A 16,132-nucleotide genomic window follows, 5' to 3' on the forward strand; every position below is an offset into this window, starting at 1 on the left:
TGAAAATATTCAATCATGATAGGAAGTGACGGATTACCAGGCTTGAACGATAAGCGTCGTAAACAACTGTGGTGGCAGGTGCCCTTCCTGCTGTTTTTGGTGGCAGGTACAGTCTTTGTGGCACGAATGCAGCGTGATATTCCCTATCAGACAGAGCACGGCTTTGTGTTTGGCACCGTCTATAACATCAGTTATCAGAGCAATGAGAGCCTGAAAACCGAGATAGAAAAAGTACTCAGTGAGGTGGATGGCGAGTTCTCCATGTTCAACGAGAAATCGACAGTGAGCCGTATTAACCGTGGTGAGGAACCCGAGCTGAGCGAAATGTTTCAGGAGGTATATAAGAAAGCGGTGGCTGTAAATGCCGATACAAAGGGGGCTTTCGATGTTACGGTGGCTCCTCTGGTGAATGCCTGGGGCTTCGGGTTCAAAGGAAAGAAAACGGGGGCGGAGGCTGATTCAACTTCCAGTCTGCCCACTGCCCAACAAGTAGATAGTCTGCTGAAGATTGTTGGCATGGATATGCTGACTTATGATGCTGAACACAATCTGATTCATAAGAAAGACCGTCGCACCATGCTCGACTTCAGTGCCATTGCAAAAGGCTATGGTTCCGATTGTGTGGCCAGATTGCTGAGACGACACAACGTGAAGAACTTCATGGTAGAGATAGGTGGCGAGGTGGTGACACAGGGTATCAGTCCGAAACGATTGCCGTGGCGCATCGGAGTGACCAAACCAACGGAAGATAGTCTGCAGACCTCACAGGAGTTGCAAACAGTGCTGAATGTTACTGATCGAGCCATGGCTACCAGTGGCAACTATCGCAATTTCTACTATCAGGGTGGTCGCCGCTATGCTCATACCATCGATCCGATGAACGGCTATCCCGTTCAGCATAATATCCTTTCGGCCACGGTCATTGCTGCCGATTGTGCAACAGCCGATGCCTATGCCACCTCATTCATGGTGATGGGACTGGACCGCGTGAAGGCTTTGCTGGCCCAGCATCCCGAACTGATGGCCTATATTATTTATGATGGTGATGACGGGCAGTTTGCTGTATGGTACTCGCCTTCGTTGAAGGATAAAATCAATGAGTGAACGTCTTATTCTTCCCACTGACTCAAAAATAGGATTGACCCCTTTCTATGAGCAACTGTTGCAGTTTTCTCTGTTTCAAGGATTGAGCAGAACAGAGTTGCAGCAGATGGTTGGTAATACACGTTTCGGATTCCAGAAGCTGCCTGCCGGTCGTCAGATTGTAAGGGAGGGTGATACTTGTACGCAACTCTATTTTCTGGTGAAAGGTACACTTGAGGTTGAAACAGTAGGAGATGATCATACCTATAGGATGATAGAACAGTTGCAAGCCCCCTTGCAGTTGCAGCCAGAAGCACTGTTCGGTATGTCCCCAAGATATTCACACACGTTTCGCACTCGTACCGACTGTCAGTTTATCGTTCTGTCTAAGGATGAGGTGCTCAGGTTGTTTGACGAGATATTCATCTTCCGACTCAATTATATCAACATCTTGGCCGCACAAAGTCAGCAGCAGGGACACAGGGCATGGCGGCGTGCACCGCAAACGCTCGATGAGCGTGTGGCGCGTTTCTTCATAGACCATTGTATGTATCCCGCTGGCCATAAGGAGTTGCATATCTTGATGCGACAGTTGGCCATTGAGGTGGGTGACAGCCGACTGGATGTGAGTCGGGTGCTGAACAGTTTGGAACAGCGTGGACTGTTGGAACTGCATCGCGGATTGATCGTTATTCCCTCGCTGGAACAATTGTTTATGTAGCCTTCTTCTTTTTTTCCATTTTTTCTTTTGTATTGCATTCGTTTTTTCGTATCTCTGGCTTCGCCGAAGATACTGGCACTCAGCAATAAAAAGAAAAAATATCCTTTTTCTTTTGTATTGCATTCGTTTTTTCGTATCTTTGCAACAACTATACTTATCTTATATCTGATATGAAAAAACTTATGACCTTTCTGGTGCTGTTTCTGTTAGGAACAGTCAGTATGCAGGCACAGGGGAAGAAGTTCAATGTCTATGCCGTTGGCTTCTACAACCTTGAGAACTTGTTTGATACTTGTCATGATGCTGGCAAGAACGACTATGAATACTTGCCCGATGGGCGCAATCGCTGGAATGGATTGAAATATTCTCATAAACTGAAAAATATGTCGCGCGTGCTCGCTGAGATGGGAAGCGATATGTTGCCCAATATCGGTTGTGCAGTGATTGGTGTGAGTGAAGTTGAGAATGCCAAGTGTCTTACCGACCTGTGCAATCAGCCTTCTCTGAAAAAAAGAAACTATAAGTTCTGTCATATCGAAGGCCCTGACAAGCGTGGCGTGGATTGTGCGCTGCTCTATAACCCGAAGTTCTTCAGCGTGAGGAATGTGAAACTGGTGCCTTATGTCTATGACTTGCCACAGGATAAGGACCGCGCCACTCGTGGATTCCTCACCGTGAGTGGAACTTTGGCCGGCGAACATGTGACGGTCGTAGTGTGCCACTGGCCCAGTAGAGGTGCCACTTCTTATTATCGTGAGTTGGCCGGCCGTCAGGTTCGTGTGTTGAAAGACTCGTTGGTGAAGGATGATCCGAATGTGAAGGTCATAGTGATGGGTGATATGAACGACGACCCTACCAACAAGAGTATGATGAAGGAACTGGGCTGTAAGGCAGAAATAAAAGAAGTGGGACCGAAGGAACTATACAATCCGTGGTATAACACCCTGGTGAAGAAAGGTACCGGAACACTGCAGTATCAGGGAGCATGGAACCTTTTTGACCAGATAGTGATGACCCCTAACCTGTTGCATAAGGAAGGTGCCAACGACTATAATACACTGAAATTCCGTAAGCATGAGATTTTCCGTCGCGACTATCTGTTCCAGAAAGAAGGCAAGTACAAAGGAAATACTCTCCGTACACATGCTGGTGGAGCATGGCTCGACGGTTATAGCGACCACTTACCAACATTAATCTATTTAATGAAAGAAGCAAAATGACAATCATTGGAATAGCTGGCGGAACAGGTTCTGGTAAGACCACCGTTGTAAAGAAAATTGCTGATGCGCTGCCTCCTCATTGTGCAGCTGTAGTACCCCTCGATTCGTATTATAATGATACAACAGGATTGACCGATGAAGAGCGTAAGGCTATCAACTTCGACCATCCTGATGCGTTCGACTGGAAACTGCTCACCGAGCATATTAAGAAGCTGAAAGCTGGCGAGGCAGTGGAACAGCCCACTTACTCATACGTGCTCAGCAACCGTCTGCCAGAAACAATTCATGTGGAACCCAAGCCGGTGATTATCCTGGAAGGTATTATGACGCTCCACTATAAGAAACTGCGCGACATGATGGATCTGAAAATATTTGTGGATACAGATGCCGATGTGCGACTGATACGCAATATTCGTCGAGATGTGGTGGAACGCGGCCGTACTGTCGAAATGGTACTCGACCGTTATGAGAAGGTGTTGAAACCTATGCACGAGCAGTTTATCGAGCCTACCAAGAAGTTTGCCGACCTCATTATCCCCTCGGGAGGAGAAAACAAGACCGGCATCCATATCGTCAAGACTTATATAGAAGGAATTGTTACTGGTGTCTAAATAGAGCTATTAGAAATAAGAACAACAAAAAAAGGAACGAAGCGTGAAGGAACTCCCTTCACGCTTCGCTTGTATTGGTGAGTGGCTCTGTAAGAACCTCTTCTGCTTCAGGTGTGTTAGCATTCAGTTGGGCTTTCTCCCATCGGCGGCGACTAATAAAGAACAGCATGGAGTTGGCTGCTTCGATGATACCATAAAACAATGTGATCCATCCCAATACCTGCATGGCTGTGCTGAGTGGAGACATGGGACGTACGATGACGTACAACCCTGCCAATAGAATGAGCGAAGGACAAATCCAGTAGAAAAGTGAGACAGCCCCGAAACGGCGGGCAGCAACAATGGCTCCATACTGATTGATAGCGCCCAGAATAAGGATTCCTCCCACAATATACATGAGGAAATGGATGAATGTTTCGGGCATTAAAGCCAGAATACCGCCTAAGATGATGCTGCCTATGCCCACAATCGGAAACATCGGCATCTGCCCAGCAATGATACGGCCTTCAGCATCGTAAATCTGATAATCACCTGCATGGCGACGGGCGTTCAGGTAAATGAGCACAGAAACAATTCCCGAAAGCAAAAACAATAGTCCAATGGCAATAACCATACCGGTCACAGTGTTGTCGGGGTACTTGATGAGCAACACGCCCACAGCAATAGCCGTAAGGGCACGAAAGAAAGAACTTTGTAGGATTTTCATACTAAGTAATTGTTTTTTCTGAATGCAAATGTACGAATATTCCATGAAAAAGATGTAATTTTGCACCCAAAATTATTGTACAGAATGACCATTTTATATTTGGTGAGGCACGGCGAGACGATTGATAATGCCAATCACATTATGCAGGGACAGGTGCAGGGACAGCTCAATGAGGTGGGTATCCGGCAGGCAGAGGAGTTGGCCGAACAGTTGAAGGATGAACAGATAGACACTTTCGTGGCCAGCGATTTGAAACGTTCTATCGATACTTGCACTATTCTAGCCAAGCCGCATTGTAAGGAAGTGAACACAACACCGTTGCTGAGAGAACGCGACTGGGGTAGTTTTACGGGAAAGTATATCCCTGATCTGAAAAATGTGGAATGGCCCGACGATGTTGAACCGCTCGATGTGCTGCAAGCACGTGCCCGACAGTTTCTTGACTATATAAAAACAACGTACCCCAACCAGCACGTGTTGGCGGTGGGGCACGGTATTGTCAATAAGGCCATTCAGGCCGTTCACTATGGAAAGACAATGAAAGAGGTGGAACGTATGACCAACTGCGAAGTGCGCATAATGGAACTGTAGGAAACGTTCTTATCCCAACAGGAAACGCTCGGCCTCGATGGCAGCCTGACAACCAGTTCCGGCAGCAGAGATGGCCTGGCGGTAGGTTGGGTCGGCGCAGTCGCCAGCCACAAAAATGCCGGGCAACTTGGTGCGTGGCGTTCCGTCTATCTTCTTCAGATAGCCCACCTCGTCGGTGTCAAGCCATTCCTTGAAGATATCGGTGTTGGGCTTGTGACCGATAGCTAGGAAGAATCCGTCGATGGCAATATCAACCTGCTCTTCGTCGGGCTCACCCTTGCGCTTCACCAGATGAGCACCTTCCACACCGTCCTTTCCATAGAGACCAAGGGTGTTGTGCTCAAACAGAATCTCGATGTTCTCGCGTTCCATCACACGCTGCTGCATCACTTTCGAAGCACGCAGGAAAGGCTTGCGCACAATCATATATACTTTCTTGCAGAGACCAGCCAGATAGAGGGCATCCTCGCAGGCTGTGTCGCCACCGCCCACAACGGCAACCGTTTTTTTGCGATAGAAGAAACCGTCGCAAGTGGCGCAGGCCGATACTCCCATGCCGTTATACTTGCGCTCATCGTCCAGACCCAGGTATTTTGCCGAGGCACCAGTGGCAATGATAACGGTGTCGGCCTCCAGTTCGCGACCGTTATCGTCCCACAACTTATAGGGGCGTGACGAGAAATCAACTTTGGTGATCTCACCATCGCGAATATCGGCACCGAAGCGCTCGGCCTGTTCGCGCAGGTCCATCATCATCTGATTGCCATCCACACCTTGAGGATAGCCGGGGAAATTTTCTACTTCTGTGGTCTGCGTGAGCTGACCGCCGGGCTGCATACCGCTATATTCCACGGGCTGCAGATTGGCGCGACTGGCATAGATGGCTGCTGTATAGCCGGCAGGACCACTGCCAATGATAAGACATTTTACATGTTCCATAGTCTTTGTGTGGGGGATTTTTAGTGAAGCAGAGCTTCAATCTGTTTCTCAATATTCTCAATCTTCTCGGTAGGCTCAAAACGGGCCACTACCATACCTTTCTTGTCGATGAGAAATTTAGTGAAGTTCCATTTAATATCTGATTTCTCTTTATAATCGGGGTCGGCCTTTGACAGCATGTCGTCGAGGATCGGAGCTATGGGGTGCTCCATGTCCCAGCCGGCAAAGCCTTTCTGTTCCTGTAAAAACTTGAACAAAGGATCGGCATCGGGACCGTTCACCTTTACCTTCTTGAACTGGGGGAACTCAGTACCGAAGTTCAGTTTGCAGAACTCGTGGATAGACTCGTCGGTGCCGGGAGCCTGGTGGCCAAACTGGTTGCAGGGGAAGTCAAGAATAGTAAAATCGGCAGAACGGAATTTCTCGTACAGCTTCTCAAGTTCTTCATACTGAGGGGTGAAGCCACACTTAGTGGCTGTGTTGACAATCAGTACAACCTCGTTAGCATACTCGCGGAGCGATACGTCCTTTCCTTTTCTGTCTTTGACAGTATAATCATAAATAGTTCTCATTGGAGTTTTTTGAATATAATAAAATATGTGTAATAGTCTTTTTTGATTTATTTGCAAAAATACGGAAAAACTTTATCTTTGCCAAACATATTGTTGAAAAAATACTTGTTGTGTTGGAAAAAGGGGGAATAGGAAAAGAGCACAGGGATTATAGTCCCCAGGCTCTTTTCACATTCTCTATAGGAAGTGTCTCTACATGTTCCTCAGTGTCATCGGGCAGGTTGCAGAAAAAGTCTATGCCCGTGAGGCGCTCCAGCTGGCGGATGTTCACGGCATAGTTGGCCAGTGGCAACTTCTCGGCATAACTGTCCACATGCTCCATCCAGAAGCCCACGGCTTTATAGCCCTGCTCGTTTTTCAGCAGCAGTGCCACAAAGAAATACTTGGGCACAATGAGTTTGCCGCCAATCCGTTTGATGATCTGATGGTCTTCTATGGTGCCTCCCTTTACCACATAGAGCATTTCGGTGGTGGTAGAGTTGGCCCACGAACGCACTTGTCCTTCCAGCCGGTACCAAGGGCTACGCTCGTTTACCGAGGCATTCTTGTTGCTGCCGTTGAAGTTGGAATACTGCGGCTGCATATTGGTGAGAAAGAAAGTTTGATAGTTGGCCATGTATGAATACAGGCGGTCGGCCGAAGGGCAGAGGTGTCCATGGTCAAAGCCACTGCCGTATATGTAGTCCTCGCTCAGGCGGTCGGCCGTATGAATCAACGGGTCGTTGGGATATTGGTTGTCATCGCTCTTATAGCGCGTCGTGTTGTGGGCGCAGAGCGCACTGTTCAGCTGATAGGCCGACCATCGTTGTGCCTTCTTGTCTTTATCCCATTCCACGCAGTAGTTCACGTCATAGCTGTCGTTGGTCTTATGCACCAGCACCACAGAATTGCCCCCTTTCACTCGTGGCATTTCCAGTCGGCCCAATGCCGGTTCCTCATTCGTGTCGTTTGAATTGCTGCTATACGTGTCGGCAGTGTCGTTGTCATCATCCTTGCTGCACGAATAGAGTAGGGATATGCAGAGGGCATAGCCGACCAGGAGCAGCAGGAAGCGGTAGTTAAATAATCTCTTCATGTGTTGGAACGAAACAAAAAGGTGCGCTCCGAGGCATATGCAACTACCCTGAACGCACCTTTATGACTTTTTAAAGTATTGGTCTCTCTTATTTCTTCGAAGCCTTACCGTAGCGGCTCATGAACTTGTCAACACGACCAGCGGTGTCAACGAGCTTGCTCTTACCAGTGTAGAAGGGGTGAGAGCTGCTTGAGATTTCAACTTTTACCACGGGGTAAGTTTCGCCTTCGAATTCCACTGTGTCGGTGGTTTTTGCTGTGGACTTCGTAAGGAACATATCGCCGTTAGACATGTCCTTGAACACGACGGGGCGATAGTTTTCGGGATGAATACCTTTTTTCATTTCTGTTTAAAATATTGAATTATACAAATGTTTTGCTATGAATGATTCTTATCAACTTCATGCTTTTGGGCTGCAAAGGTACAATTTTTTTTGTGAACCCCCAAATATTTATCCGAAAAATTGAATAAAGATAGGCTCTTGATTCTTTTTCCCCTTTTTATCGGGTTTGTGCCCTGAACCATTGCTCTTTCACTTGCTCAACTGTTTGGGTCTCAACGCTCTGTTCAACATTATCCGGCAGATTGTGGAAGAAATTGATGCTGGTGAGCTGTTCCAGTTGACTGATGTTGACCACAAAGTCCGTCAAGGGCGTCTTTGTACCTATGCTTGCATGCTCCACCCAGAAGCCTAAAGCCGAATAACTGTTGCCGCTTTTCCCCAGCAGGGCCATAAAGAAGTATTTGGGCACCGGGATGGTCTCCTCGTCGTTGGAGATATAGCTGATGATCATATCCTCACTGTCTATGGTTCCGCCCTTGCACACGTAGAGCGTGTCGAACGCTTCTGCCCAGGTGCGCACCTGATCCTCCATTCTCGACCATATACCGGCGTTGAACGAGTGCGTTTGCGGCTGCATGTTGGTGAGGAAAAACGTCTGTGCATTGCACTCCTCAGCGCTCAGTCGGTCGGCCGAAGGGCAAATATGCCCATGGTCGTAGCCGTTGCCTTTGTAAGGATCGGCAGCGAACTGCAGGTTGTCCGGCAAGAAAAAGTCGTTGGGATAGGTGCTGCCCGAGCGGCTGGTGTTGGACTGCAGCACACTCTCGTACAGCTGGTAGCAGCTCCATCGCTGCGCCTTCTTTGACGTGTCCCATTCCACGGCGTAGTTGATGCCCGTTTCCATAGACACATCGTTCAGCTGTGCTTTGTGTATGATAATTCGGGAGTTGCCATTCTCTTTGCTCTGAGGAAACTCCAAGCGTGATAACGCAGCCTGAAGCTCGGCAGGCGGAAGGATGGGGTTGAAGGCCTTGCGTATGGTGAGATAATTGCCAGTTTCGTATTCAAGCGTACTTCCCTTATAGTTGACCACCTTTCCGCAAACCACCACCGTGTCGCCGATATGCAGGTCGGATACAGAAGTGGCTCTGGCGCCATTGAGCAGTTTGCCGCGATATACATACATCTGTTTGCTGCCCATGGCCGTGTCGGAGATGTAGTAAGTGATATTACCATACTGAGAACTGGCTTCTTTTATCTTGCTTACTACACCTTGTGTATATACTTCAGCCCCCTCGGCCAGATAGGCGTCGGCCCCCAAACTGGCGCACGCATCCAGAAGCTCGGTCACAGTAAAGGGTGCATCCTTGCTCCCTTTGTTATGATGCAAAAAGTCGATGCTGCTGATCTCACTGGTCTTGAACAGATACTTCTCGCCATTGGAGAGGTTGATTTGCAAGGCAGTCTGGGCCTGAACTACTAAAGATGCAATAAGAGTGAGTGTTAGTAGAATCTTTTTCATAACGGATATCTTTTTGTTTTTGCAAAGATAGATATTTTTTCTGAAATATTCGTCATTCATCATTCATAATTTATATTTTACATTTTTTGTTATTATCATATTGATTCATAAGATGATAAGTGTTGGCAAGAAATAGAATAAATTCTATACTTTAATAGTTGAATGGCTGGAACAAATTATAGCTATAATTTTTTGAATTTTAGCTATAATTCCAGCAATTATAGCTATAATTTATTTCAGCGCGCTTCATTTTAACCTCCCAAATAATAAGAACTGTTGTTCAATAAGATTCAAAAAAGACCTGTTTCTTTTGGTTTTTCAATTGGTTTGCACTACCTTTGCAAATGCTATCTGCCCATATATGCTGTGATGCACATTGAGGTGTGCGGAGTAATAGGGTGGGGCACTACATATTAGAAGGCGTTACTGACGCTTTGTTTTTGGATCCATCGAAACTTCCACAAATCGAATTAGTAATCCAAGACAAATGCAAGGGTAACTCCACGGGGTGTAGTATATACTCTCCGTAGTGTGCTGCGAGGGCTAATCATGTCCTCACAAGCACACTTTACGGTGTCTATATACTTCAACGTGGGTGTTTACTCTGTTTGTTCTTATTACTAAGGCTGTGGAAGGCCTCGATGGATGGAACAAGCAGATGTTAAGCACCCACACTTTTATTATGTAGTACCCAATTGAAAATTTAACCAATCTGACTTTGGGTGTTTGTCAGACCATTGACTGCTGACTGATGCCTGAAAAAGCGGTAGATATACTTGAAAACGATTTCTCGCCAGAGATTTTGGCTCAAATACTTCGCGACCATACAACGGGAAGGAATATTCTTTGGTGTACCCACGATTATGAATCGAAAGGAGATGGCTATCAATATTCCGACGAAATACGACGCGAGTTGATTACGGGAGAGCATGGAACCATCATCCGTCCACGTGTTCTGAAGTCGAAAGAGGAACAGTCGGACAGGGTCAAAGATATGGCTGAGGTGTTTACGCCGTCTTGGGTAGTAAAGATGATGGTGGACTATGTCAGCATTGAAGTCAATACACTCTCTCTGGAGCTTACTTGCGGCGAAGCCCCCTTCCTTGTTTCCCGCTACGATGCTACTACGGGCGAACCGATTGACATTAATGAGCGCGTTGGCTTACTCGATAACAAGCTTCGAATGGTGAACGAGCAGCAACTTAGCAATGACGAATGGCTTACACAGGTTCGACAGGCCTTCCGAACAACCTACGGATACGAGTGGCAGGGTGATAGTCTGCTGTTGGCTCGTGAAAATTTGTTCTGCACCTTTGTTGACTATTACGAGGCACGTTTCGGTTCCGCACCTGAGAACACGCTATTGCAGGAGTTTGCTGAAATTATTTCCTGGAACATTTGGCAGATGGACGGACTGACTTATTGCATACCGCGGGAGAAAAAGGAAGAGGCACCGCAGACTCAACTTTCTCTTTTTGATGAAACGCCCTCAGAAGCGCCTGCTTCTCTGTGCATTATTAAGGACTGGCAGACGGGAAAAACCATAAAAGTAATCGATATTAAAAGAAAACAAACTAAAAACCAAGATATTATGAAGTTCGATGTAATAATTGGGAATCCTCCGTATCAGGAGGAAACCGTGGGTGAACAGGAATCAATGCAACCACCCGTTTATCATTATTTCATAGACGAGGCATATAAGCTTTCTTATATCGTTGAGCTTATTCATCCTGCAAGATTCCTTTTTGATGCAGGTGCTACACCACATACATGGAATATGAAAATGCTTAATGATACACATTTAAAAACATTATGGTATGAAGAAAATGGTAAAAATGTATTCCCCAATCAAGACATAAAGGCAGGTGTTGTATGCACATATCATAATGCAAAAGTCGAGTTTGGTGCAATTGAAATTTTTACCAAATATCCTGAGTTAAACACTATCATCCATAAAGTTAAAAGCAAGGATGGTTTTAGTAGCATGTCTTCAATTGTGGTTACGCGCACAGCATACAGATTCACCGATGTAATGCATAAAGAACATCCTGAAGCAGAGTCTCAGTTAAGTAAAGGGCATGCATATGATGTGTCAACCAATATTTTCGAGAGATTACCACAAGTATTCTATTCAAGTAAGCCAGCTGATGGTAAAGATTATATAGGTATATATGGTAGAACAGAAAATGAAAGAGCAATAATGTATGTAAGGAGAGACTATATAAAGCATGTATCTAACTTAGATAGTTACAAGATATTTCTTCCCAAAGCCAGTGGCACTGGCATCTTTGGCGAAGCAATAACTGTTCCTGTAATAGGCGATAAAGCAGTTGGCAACACGGAGACGTTTATAAGTATAGGCAATTTTGAGGATAGGGCTCAGGCTGAGAATTGCAAACATTATGTTTGCTCCAAATTTGCAAGGACACTTTTAAATGTACTGAAAACGACTCAAGATATAACACCTCAAAAGTGGAAGTATGTCCCTCTCCAAGACTTCACCCCTTCTTCCGACATCGACTGGAGCAAGAGTATTGCGGAGATAGACGAGCAACTGTTCGACAAATACGGCTTGGACGAGCAGGAGCGAAACTTTATAAGGACAAAAGTAAAGGAAATGGTATGATGGGGGAACTATTTGTCATCGTAATGCCCGTAGGCCCTAAGTACCAGCACCAATATGGCATCGTCGAAGATTCGGTACACCAAGCGGTGCTTCTTAGTGATGTGCCTGCTCCAACGTCCTTGCGGCTCACCCTTCAGAGGCTCTGGGTGGCCGGTTCCCGTTTGGGGATGCTCCATAAGTTCAAGAAGCATTTTTGTCATCTTTTGAAATGCTTTTGGCTCATGGCGCTTCAGTTGCTGCATTTCCAACTTTGCCTCATCGGTGTATTCAAGCTTATACATGGAGGTCAGAGGCTGTTAAGGAAACTGTGCAATTCTTCTGCAGAGTTTATACGATGTGTTTTTCCCTGCTTATATTCCTCTTCTCCACGCTTAAGGCTTTCAAAAAACTCATCACGGGAAACAAGCGTCGGGTCAGCCTGCTTCTCTGCAACAAGTTTGCGCAGATATTTAGCGGTTCGCTTCAGCAGATTCTCGTCTTCGGCAATAATGCTCATGTTGCGGAGAATCTCGGCATTCATTTGTATTGCAGTCATACCAATATTATAATTGTTTGCTGCAAAATTAGGTAAATTCCCCGAAACCACAAACAAAAATGAAAAAAAACTTATCATTATATGATGGACGCAACGAGGATTCATAGCTTCAATAGCTTCGTCAGGATGATGTATGCCTACAGCACGCCTGAAATAGCACGCCATAATGGGTGGCTGAAAATCGGTGACACGGAGCAGGGTGTGCACAAGCGCATCAAGCAGCAGACGCATACTGCTGACGTCAAGTTTAAACTGGAATGGAAGGACATCGCCATGTATCGTGATGACTGCACCTATTTCCGCGACCATGACTTCCACGACTACCTGACGGAATACAAAGGTATTGAGCGCAACGACCATACCGAATGGTTCCGTATAGATGGTCAGGAACTGAGACGGTGTTTCGAGGAGTTTGTAAGCCGTGATTATCAACAAAAGGGGCTGCACTACAGCTATAAATTGCGTGATGAACAGCAGCAGGCCGTAGAGAAAACACTTGGTTATCTGGAGTCCAATAATGGCGAAGGCAAGTTCTTGTGGAATGCTAAGCCGCGCTTTGGCAAGACCCTCACTGCATACGAATTAATAAAGCAGATGAAGGCTAAGAACGTTCTAATAGTTACTAATCGCCCGTCAATAGCCAACTCATGGTGCGATGACTATGAGAAATACTTGGCCGGACAGTCTGGCTACCGCTTTGTGAGTGACAACGAATCGTTACAAGGTCGGCAAGGTGTGATGACCAGAGATATGTTATTAAAGTGGCTCCCCAAACGCGATGAGAACTTCGCAGGTCAGATAAGTTTTGAAAGTCTTCAAGGTCTGAAAGGCTCCGTCTATTTCGGTGGCAACTATGACAAACTGAAATGGGTCAAGGAATTGAAATGGGACATGTTGATTGTGGACGAGAGCCATGAGGGAGTGGACACCATGCGTACTGATCGTGCCTTCAACAGTATCCAGCGCAAGTTTACACTATATCTCAGCGGCACGCCCTTCAAGGCCATCGCATCGGGAGAGTTTAGCGACCACCAGATATTCAACTGGAGTTATGCCGATGAGCAGGAGGCCAAGGAAAATTGGGTAAGCGATAACCATAATCCGTATGAAAACATGCCTCGACTGAACCTTTTCACCTATCGTATGAGCGACATCGTGCGCGAACAGGTGAAGCAAGGTATGAACTTGGATGAGGAAGGGACAATTGACTATGCTTTCGACTTGAACGAATTTTTCAGAACCAAAGAAGACGGCACGTTTGAGCATGAGGCAGACGTGCGCAAATTTCTCCGTGCGTTGACTACACAAGAAAAATTTCCTTTTTCAACGGAAGAACTTAAAAAAGAGATGGCTCATACCTTCTGGTTGTTTAACCGCGTTGCCAGTGCCAAAGCGATGGCTCGCCTGCTTAAGGAAAACGACTCTCCTTTTGCGGACTACGAAGTGGTGATTGCAGCAGGCGACGGTTCGATAGATGATAACACAGAGACCGTAAGAGCCTACAACCGGGTGAAAGAAGCCATTAGGACCCACGAAAAGACTATCACGCTGAGTGTAACCCAACTGACCACAGGTGTTACCATTCCTGAGTGGAGCGGCGTGCTGATGCTATGCAATATGCAGAGTGCCCAGCTATATATGCAGGCTGCTTTCAGAGCGCAGAACCCATACGAATACTCAGACGAAGGAAAAATCGTGAGAAAGGACAATGCCTATGTATTCGACTTCGACCCAGCAAGAACGCTGATGCTTTACGACGAGTTTGCCAATAATCTCAAGAAGGGTACAGCCGGAGGCAATGGCACAACAGAGGAACGACAGCAGAACATCAAACAGCTGCTAAACTTCTTCCCCGTCATAGCTGAAGACGATGAGGGAAGAATGATGCAGATTGATGAACGTCAGGTGCTAAGCATCCCGAGGAAAATAAAATGTGAAGAGGTGGTAAAGCGTGGCTTTATGAGTAATCTGCTATTTAGGAACATTGCCAATATCTTCAGCGCCCCGTTAATAGTGGGTGAGATTCTGAAGAAGTTGGATAAAGCACATGAAGAGCGGGGACATAACACAAATACAGACCTTGACGAAGCATGTGATGTGAGTGTTGACGATAATGGTGAAGTTGCTATCCCGACAGAGGTCATCATTGGCCAGGAACAACAGATTTTTGGCGACAAGCTCTATCAAACCTTCGAAGATATAGAAGCTGAGATACCAGTGGCGGCTGAAAGTGCCGACCAAGTGCTGACGGCCATTGATCAGGTTAGCAATAGCCTGAAGACTGCCGTTGAACAGAGCATCATCAGGCCTGCATCAGAAGAATACGAACTTTCGCAAGCCCAGACGAAGCGTATAGTCAGAGATTCACAGAAAGAACTGGAAATTAAGATAGAGAAGATAAAGGGTGATTTTGAACAGCAACGTAAGATAGCAGAAGTTAAGCATGAAGAGGCTCGCAGACTGGCAACCACTGAACAAGAGTTGGAGGCTGCTGACAAGACCTTGCGTCAAGAAATGGAACAGGTCATGAAAGTTGTGAACGATGCCATCAAAGAGACCACCAATGACATCATCAACAACAAACCCAAAGAAGTCATAGAACGTATTGAGAAGGACAAGGAGGAACGGAAGAAAGCCAGTGTGGAGGATGAAGTCCGAGCACATTTGCGTGGCTTTGCCCGTACCATTCCCAGTTTCATCATGGCTTATGATGAGGGAGACCTGACACTCAACAACTTTGACAAGGACATTGAGGACGATGTGTTCAAAGAGGTAACCAGTATTACCCTTGACGAATTCCGCTTCCTGCGCGATGGCGGTGATTATGATGAGAATGGAATAACGAAACATTTCAACGGGCATCTGTTCGATGAAGTGGTGTTTGACGATGCAATTGCGGAGTTCCGTAAGAAAAGACAGGAACTTGCTAACTATTTCGATGAGTCGCAGAAAGAGGATATCTTCGATTACATTCCACCACAGAAGACAAATCAGATTTATACGCCCAAATGGGTAGTAAAAAAGATGGTTGACTTATTAGAACAGGAGAATCCACATATCTTCGAAGAACCTCAGAAGACTTTTGCTGACTTATATATGAAGTCTGGACTGTATATTACGGAGATTGTACGCAGATTATATAATAATGAAGTAATGCAACGCCAAATTCCAGATGATCATGAGCGTATTCAGCATATATTAAAGCATCAGGTTTATGGTTTTGCACCAACACGTATAATTTTTCTTATTGCAACTCGCTATATTCTCGGCTTTGATCCATCGTTTGAGCAAGAAAAAAGTAATTTTCGACAGGTCGATACCGTCCCCTATGCCAAAGAAGGGCGGATAAAGGAACTCATAGAGAAGGAATTCGGAACGTGATTGTGAGGGTGACTTCGACTAGAAAAAGTCAGTGTTACCATTCCTGTCAGAGACAGACAATTGCTTCAGGAACTTGTGCGCAAGTTCGGTTGGGCATGTGTTCTTTAAACAGAGCACAACAGCAATGGGCCACAATGAAAAGGGGGGATAGGTGTTTATCTCACCGCAAATTTGATATTTTTTTTGTAAAAGAGTGTGTTCCAAACAATTTTTTATTACCTTTGCAGCGAGATTATTACTAATAATTACTAACACTTACCTAACCAA

General features: G+C 46.0%; 15 protein-coding genes. 7 read left to right on the plus strand and 8 right to left on the minus strand.

The window, feature by feature from the left end; all coding sequences use genetic code 11:
- The first annotated feature begins 15 nt into the window (after positions 1–15).
- From L6475_RS04485 to udk, 4 genes are all read left to right on the plus strand, one after another.
- A complete protein-coding gene (locus tag L6475_RS04485; RefSeq protein ID WP_237822899.1) occupies positions 16–1,104 on the plus strand; it encodes an FAD:protein FMN transferase in 1,089 nt (362 codons plus the stop codon).
- Positions 1,097–1,804, plus strand: a complete 708-nt coding sequence (locus tag L6475_RS04490) for a Crp/Fnr family transcriptional regulator (RefSeq protein ID WP_237822901.1) — start codon at positions 1,097–1,099, stop codon at positions 1,802–1,804. The genes L6475_RS04485 and L6475_RS04490 overlap by 8 nt, the downstream gene beginning before the upstream one ends.
- A 170-nt stretch (positions 1,805–1,974) precedes the next feature.
- Entirely contained in the window at positions 1,975–3,024 is a 1,050-nt protein-coding gene (locus tag L6475_RS04495; RefSeq protein ID WP_237822903.1) for an endonuclease/exonuclease/phosphatase family protein, read from the plus strand.
- Positions 3,021–3,635 (plus strand): uridine kinase, encoded by a 615-nt coding sequence (gene udk, locus L6475_RS04500; RefSeq protein ID WP_237822905.1) that lies wholly within the window; start codon positions 3,021–3,023, stop codon positions 3,633–3,635. Before L6475_RS04495 ends, udk begins: the two co-directional genes overlap by 4 nt.
- 58 nt (positions 3,636–3,693) lie before the next feature.
- Here udk and L6475_RS04505 read toward each other — a convergent pair whose 3' ends face one another.
- A complete protein-coding gene (locus L6475_RS04505; protein WP_237822907.1) occupies positions 3,694–4,341 on the minus strand; it encodes a DUF308 domain-containing protein in 648 nt (215 codons plus the stop codon).
- Positions 4,342–4,425: 84 nt separating this feature from the next.
- Here L6475_RS04505 and L6475_RS04510 point away from each other — a divergent pair, with 84 nt between their 5' ends.
- Positions 4,426–4,932 carry a histidine phosphatase family protein gene (locus tag L6475_RS04510; protein WP_237822909.1) on the plus strand — a complete coding sequence of 169 codons (507 nt, stop codon included), beginning with the start codon at positions 4,426–4,428 and terminating at the stop codon, positions 4,930–4,932.
- Between the two features lie 9 nt (positions 4,933–4,941).
- Here the strand turns inward: L6475_RS04510 and trxB are convergent, their stop codons facing one another.
- From trxB to L6475_RS04535, 5 genes are all read right to left on the minus strand, one after another.
- Complete coding sequence (trxB, locus tag L6475_RS04515) at positions 4,942–5,871, minus strand: thioredoxin-disulfide reductase (protein ID WP_237822911.1); 930 nt, start codon at positions 5,869–5,871, stop codon at positions 4,942–4,944.
- A 20-nt stretch (positions 5,872–5,891) separates the two neighbouring features.
- Complete coding sequence (locus L6475_RS04520; RefSeq protein WP_237822913.1) at positions 5,892–6,443, minus strand: glutathione peroxidase; 552 nt, start codon at positions 6,441–6,443, stop codon at positions 5,892–5,894.
- A 148-nt stretch (positions 6,444–6,591) separates the two neighbouring features.
- Entirely contained in the window at positions 6,592–7,518 is a 927-nt protein-coding gene (locus L6475_RS04525; RefSeq protein WP_237822916.1) for a DNA/RNA non-specific endonuclease, read from the minus strand.
- Positions 7,519–7,606: 88 nt separating this feature from the next.
- The gene (locus tag L6475_RS04530) at positions 7,607–7,861 is read right to left on the minus strand and encodes a type B 50S ribosomal protein L31 (protein ID WP_237822918.1); all 255 of its coding nucleotides are present in this window, start codon (positions 7,859–7,861) and stop codon (positions 7,607–7,609) included.
- 157 nt (positions 7,862–8,018) lie between these two features.
- Positions 8,019–9,323: a DNA/RNA non-specific endonuclease gene (locus tag L6475_RS04535; RefSeq protein ID WP_237822920.1), complete on the minus strand. Its 1,305-nt coding sequence runs from the start codon at positions 9,321–9,323 to the stop codon at positions 8,019–8,021.
- An 802-nt stretch (positions 9,324–10,125) separates the two neighbouring features.
- Here L6475_RS04535 and L6475_RS04540 point away from each other — a divergent pair.
- Positions 10,126–11,949, plus strand: coding sequence for an Eco57I restriction-modification methylase domain-containing protein (locus tag L6475_RS04540; RefSeq protein ID WP_237822922.1), 1,824 nt, complete (start codon positions 10,126–10,128; stop codon positions 11,947–11,949).
- Between the two features lie 8 nt (positions 11,950–11,957).
- Here the strand turns inward: L6475_RS04540 and L6475_RS04545 are convergent, their stop codons facing one another.
- Both L6475_RS04545 and L6475_RS04550 read right to left on the minus strand, forming a co-directional pair.
- Positions 11,958–12,230 (minus strand): Txe/YoeB family addiction module toxin, encoded by a 273-nt coding sequence (locus L6475_RS04545; protein ID WP_237822924.1) that lies wholly within the window; start codon positions 12,228–12,230, stop codon positions 11,958–11,960.
- Positions 12,231–12,235: 5 nt separating this feature from the next.
- Complete coding sequence (locus L6475_RS04550; RefSeq protein ID WP_237822927.1) at positions 12,236–12,484, minus strand: hypothetical protein; 249 nt, start codon at positions 12,482–12,484, stop codon at positions 12,236–12,238.
- An 81-nt stretch (positions 12,485–12,565) separates the two neighbouring features.
- Between L6475_RS04550 and L6475_RS04555 the strand changes: the two genes are divergently transcribed.
- Positions 12,566–15,865, plus strand: a complete 3,300-nt coding sequence (locus tag L6475_RS04555) for a DEAD/DEAH box helicase family protein (RefSeq protein WP_237822929.1) — start codon at positions 12,566–12,568, stop codon at positions 15,863–15,865.
- The last annotated feature ends 267 nt before the right edge of the window (positions 15,866–16,132 follow it).

The organism is Prevotella sp. E9-3 (genome assembly GCF_022024015.1).
In the GTDB taxonomy this organism is placed as follows: domain Bacteria; phylum Bacteroidota; class Bacteroidia; order Bacteroidales; family Bacteroidaceae; genus Prevotella.

Excerpts from the sequence above, each read along its gene's own strand:
- trxB (WP_237822911.1), bottom strand. The coding sequence starts at position 5,871 with ATGGAACATGTAAAATGTCTTATCATTGGCAGTGGTCCTGCCGGCTAT.
- L6475_RS04520 (WP_237822913.1), bottom strand. The coding sequence starts at position 6,443 with ATGAGAACTATTTATGATTATACTGTCAAAGACAGAAAAGGAAAGGAC.
- udk (WP_237822905.1), top strand. The coding sequence starts at position 3,021 with ATGACAATCATTGGAATAGCTGGCGGAACAGGTTCTGGTAAGACCACC.
- L6475_RS04530 (WP_237822918.1), bottom strand. The coding sequence starts at position 7,861 with ATGAAAAAAGGTATTCATCCCGAAAACTATCGCCCCGTCGTGTTCAAG.
- L6475_RS04525 (WP_237822916.1), bottom strand. The coding sequence starts at position 7,518 with ATGAAGAGATTATTTAACTACCGCTTCCTGCTGCTCCTGGTCGGCTAT.
- L6475_RS04550 (WP_237822927.1), bottom strand. The coding sequence starts at position 12,484 with ATGACTGCAATACAAATGAATGCCGAGATTCTCCGCAACATGAGCATT.
- L6475_RS04495 (WP_237822903.1), top strand. The coding sequence starts at position 1,975 with ATGAAAAAACTTATGACCTTTCTGGTGCTGTTTCTGTTAGGAACAGTC.
- L6475_RS04555 (WP_237822929.1), top strand. The coding sequence starts at position 12,566 with ATGATGGACGCAACGAGGATTCATAGCTTCAATAGCTTCGTCAGGATG.
- L6475_RS04535 (WP_237822920.1), bottom strand. The coding sequence starts at position 9,323 with ATGAAAAAGATTCTACTAACACTCACTCTTATTGCATCTTTAGTAGTT.
- L6475_RS04490 (WP_237822901.1), top strand. The coding sequence starts at position 1,097 with ATGAGTGAACGTCTTATTCTTCCCACTGACTCAAAAATAGGATTGACC.
- L6475_RS04545 (WP_237822924.1), bottom strand. The coding sequence starts at position 12,230 with ATGTATAAGCTTGAATACACCGATGAGGCAAAGTTGGAAATGCAGCAA.
- L6475_RS04510 (WP_237822909.1), top strand. The coding sequence starts at position 4,426 with ATGACCATTTTATATTTGGTGAGGCACGGCGAGACGATTGATAATGCC.
- L6475_RS04505 (WP_237822907.1), bottom strand. The coding sequence starts at position 4,341 with ATGAAAATCCTACAAAGTTCTTTCTTTCGTGCCCTTACGGCTATTGCT.
- L6475_RS04485 (WP_237822899.1), top strand. The coding sequence starts at position 16 with ATGATAGGAAGTGACGGATTACCAGGCTTGAACGATAAGCGTCGTAAA.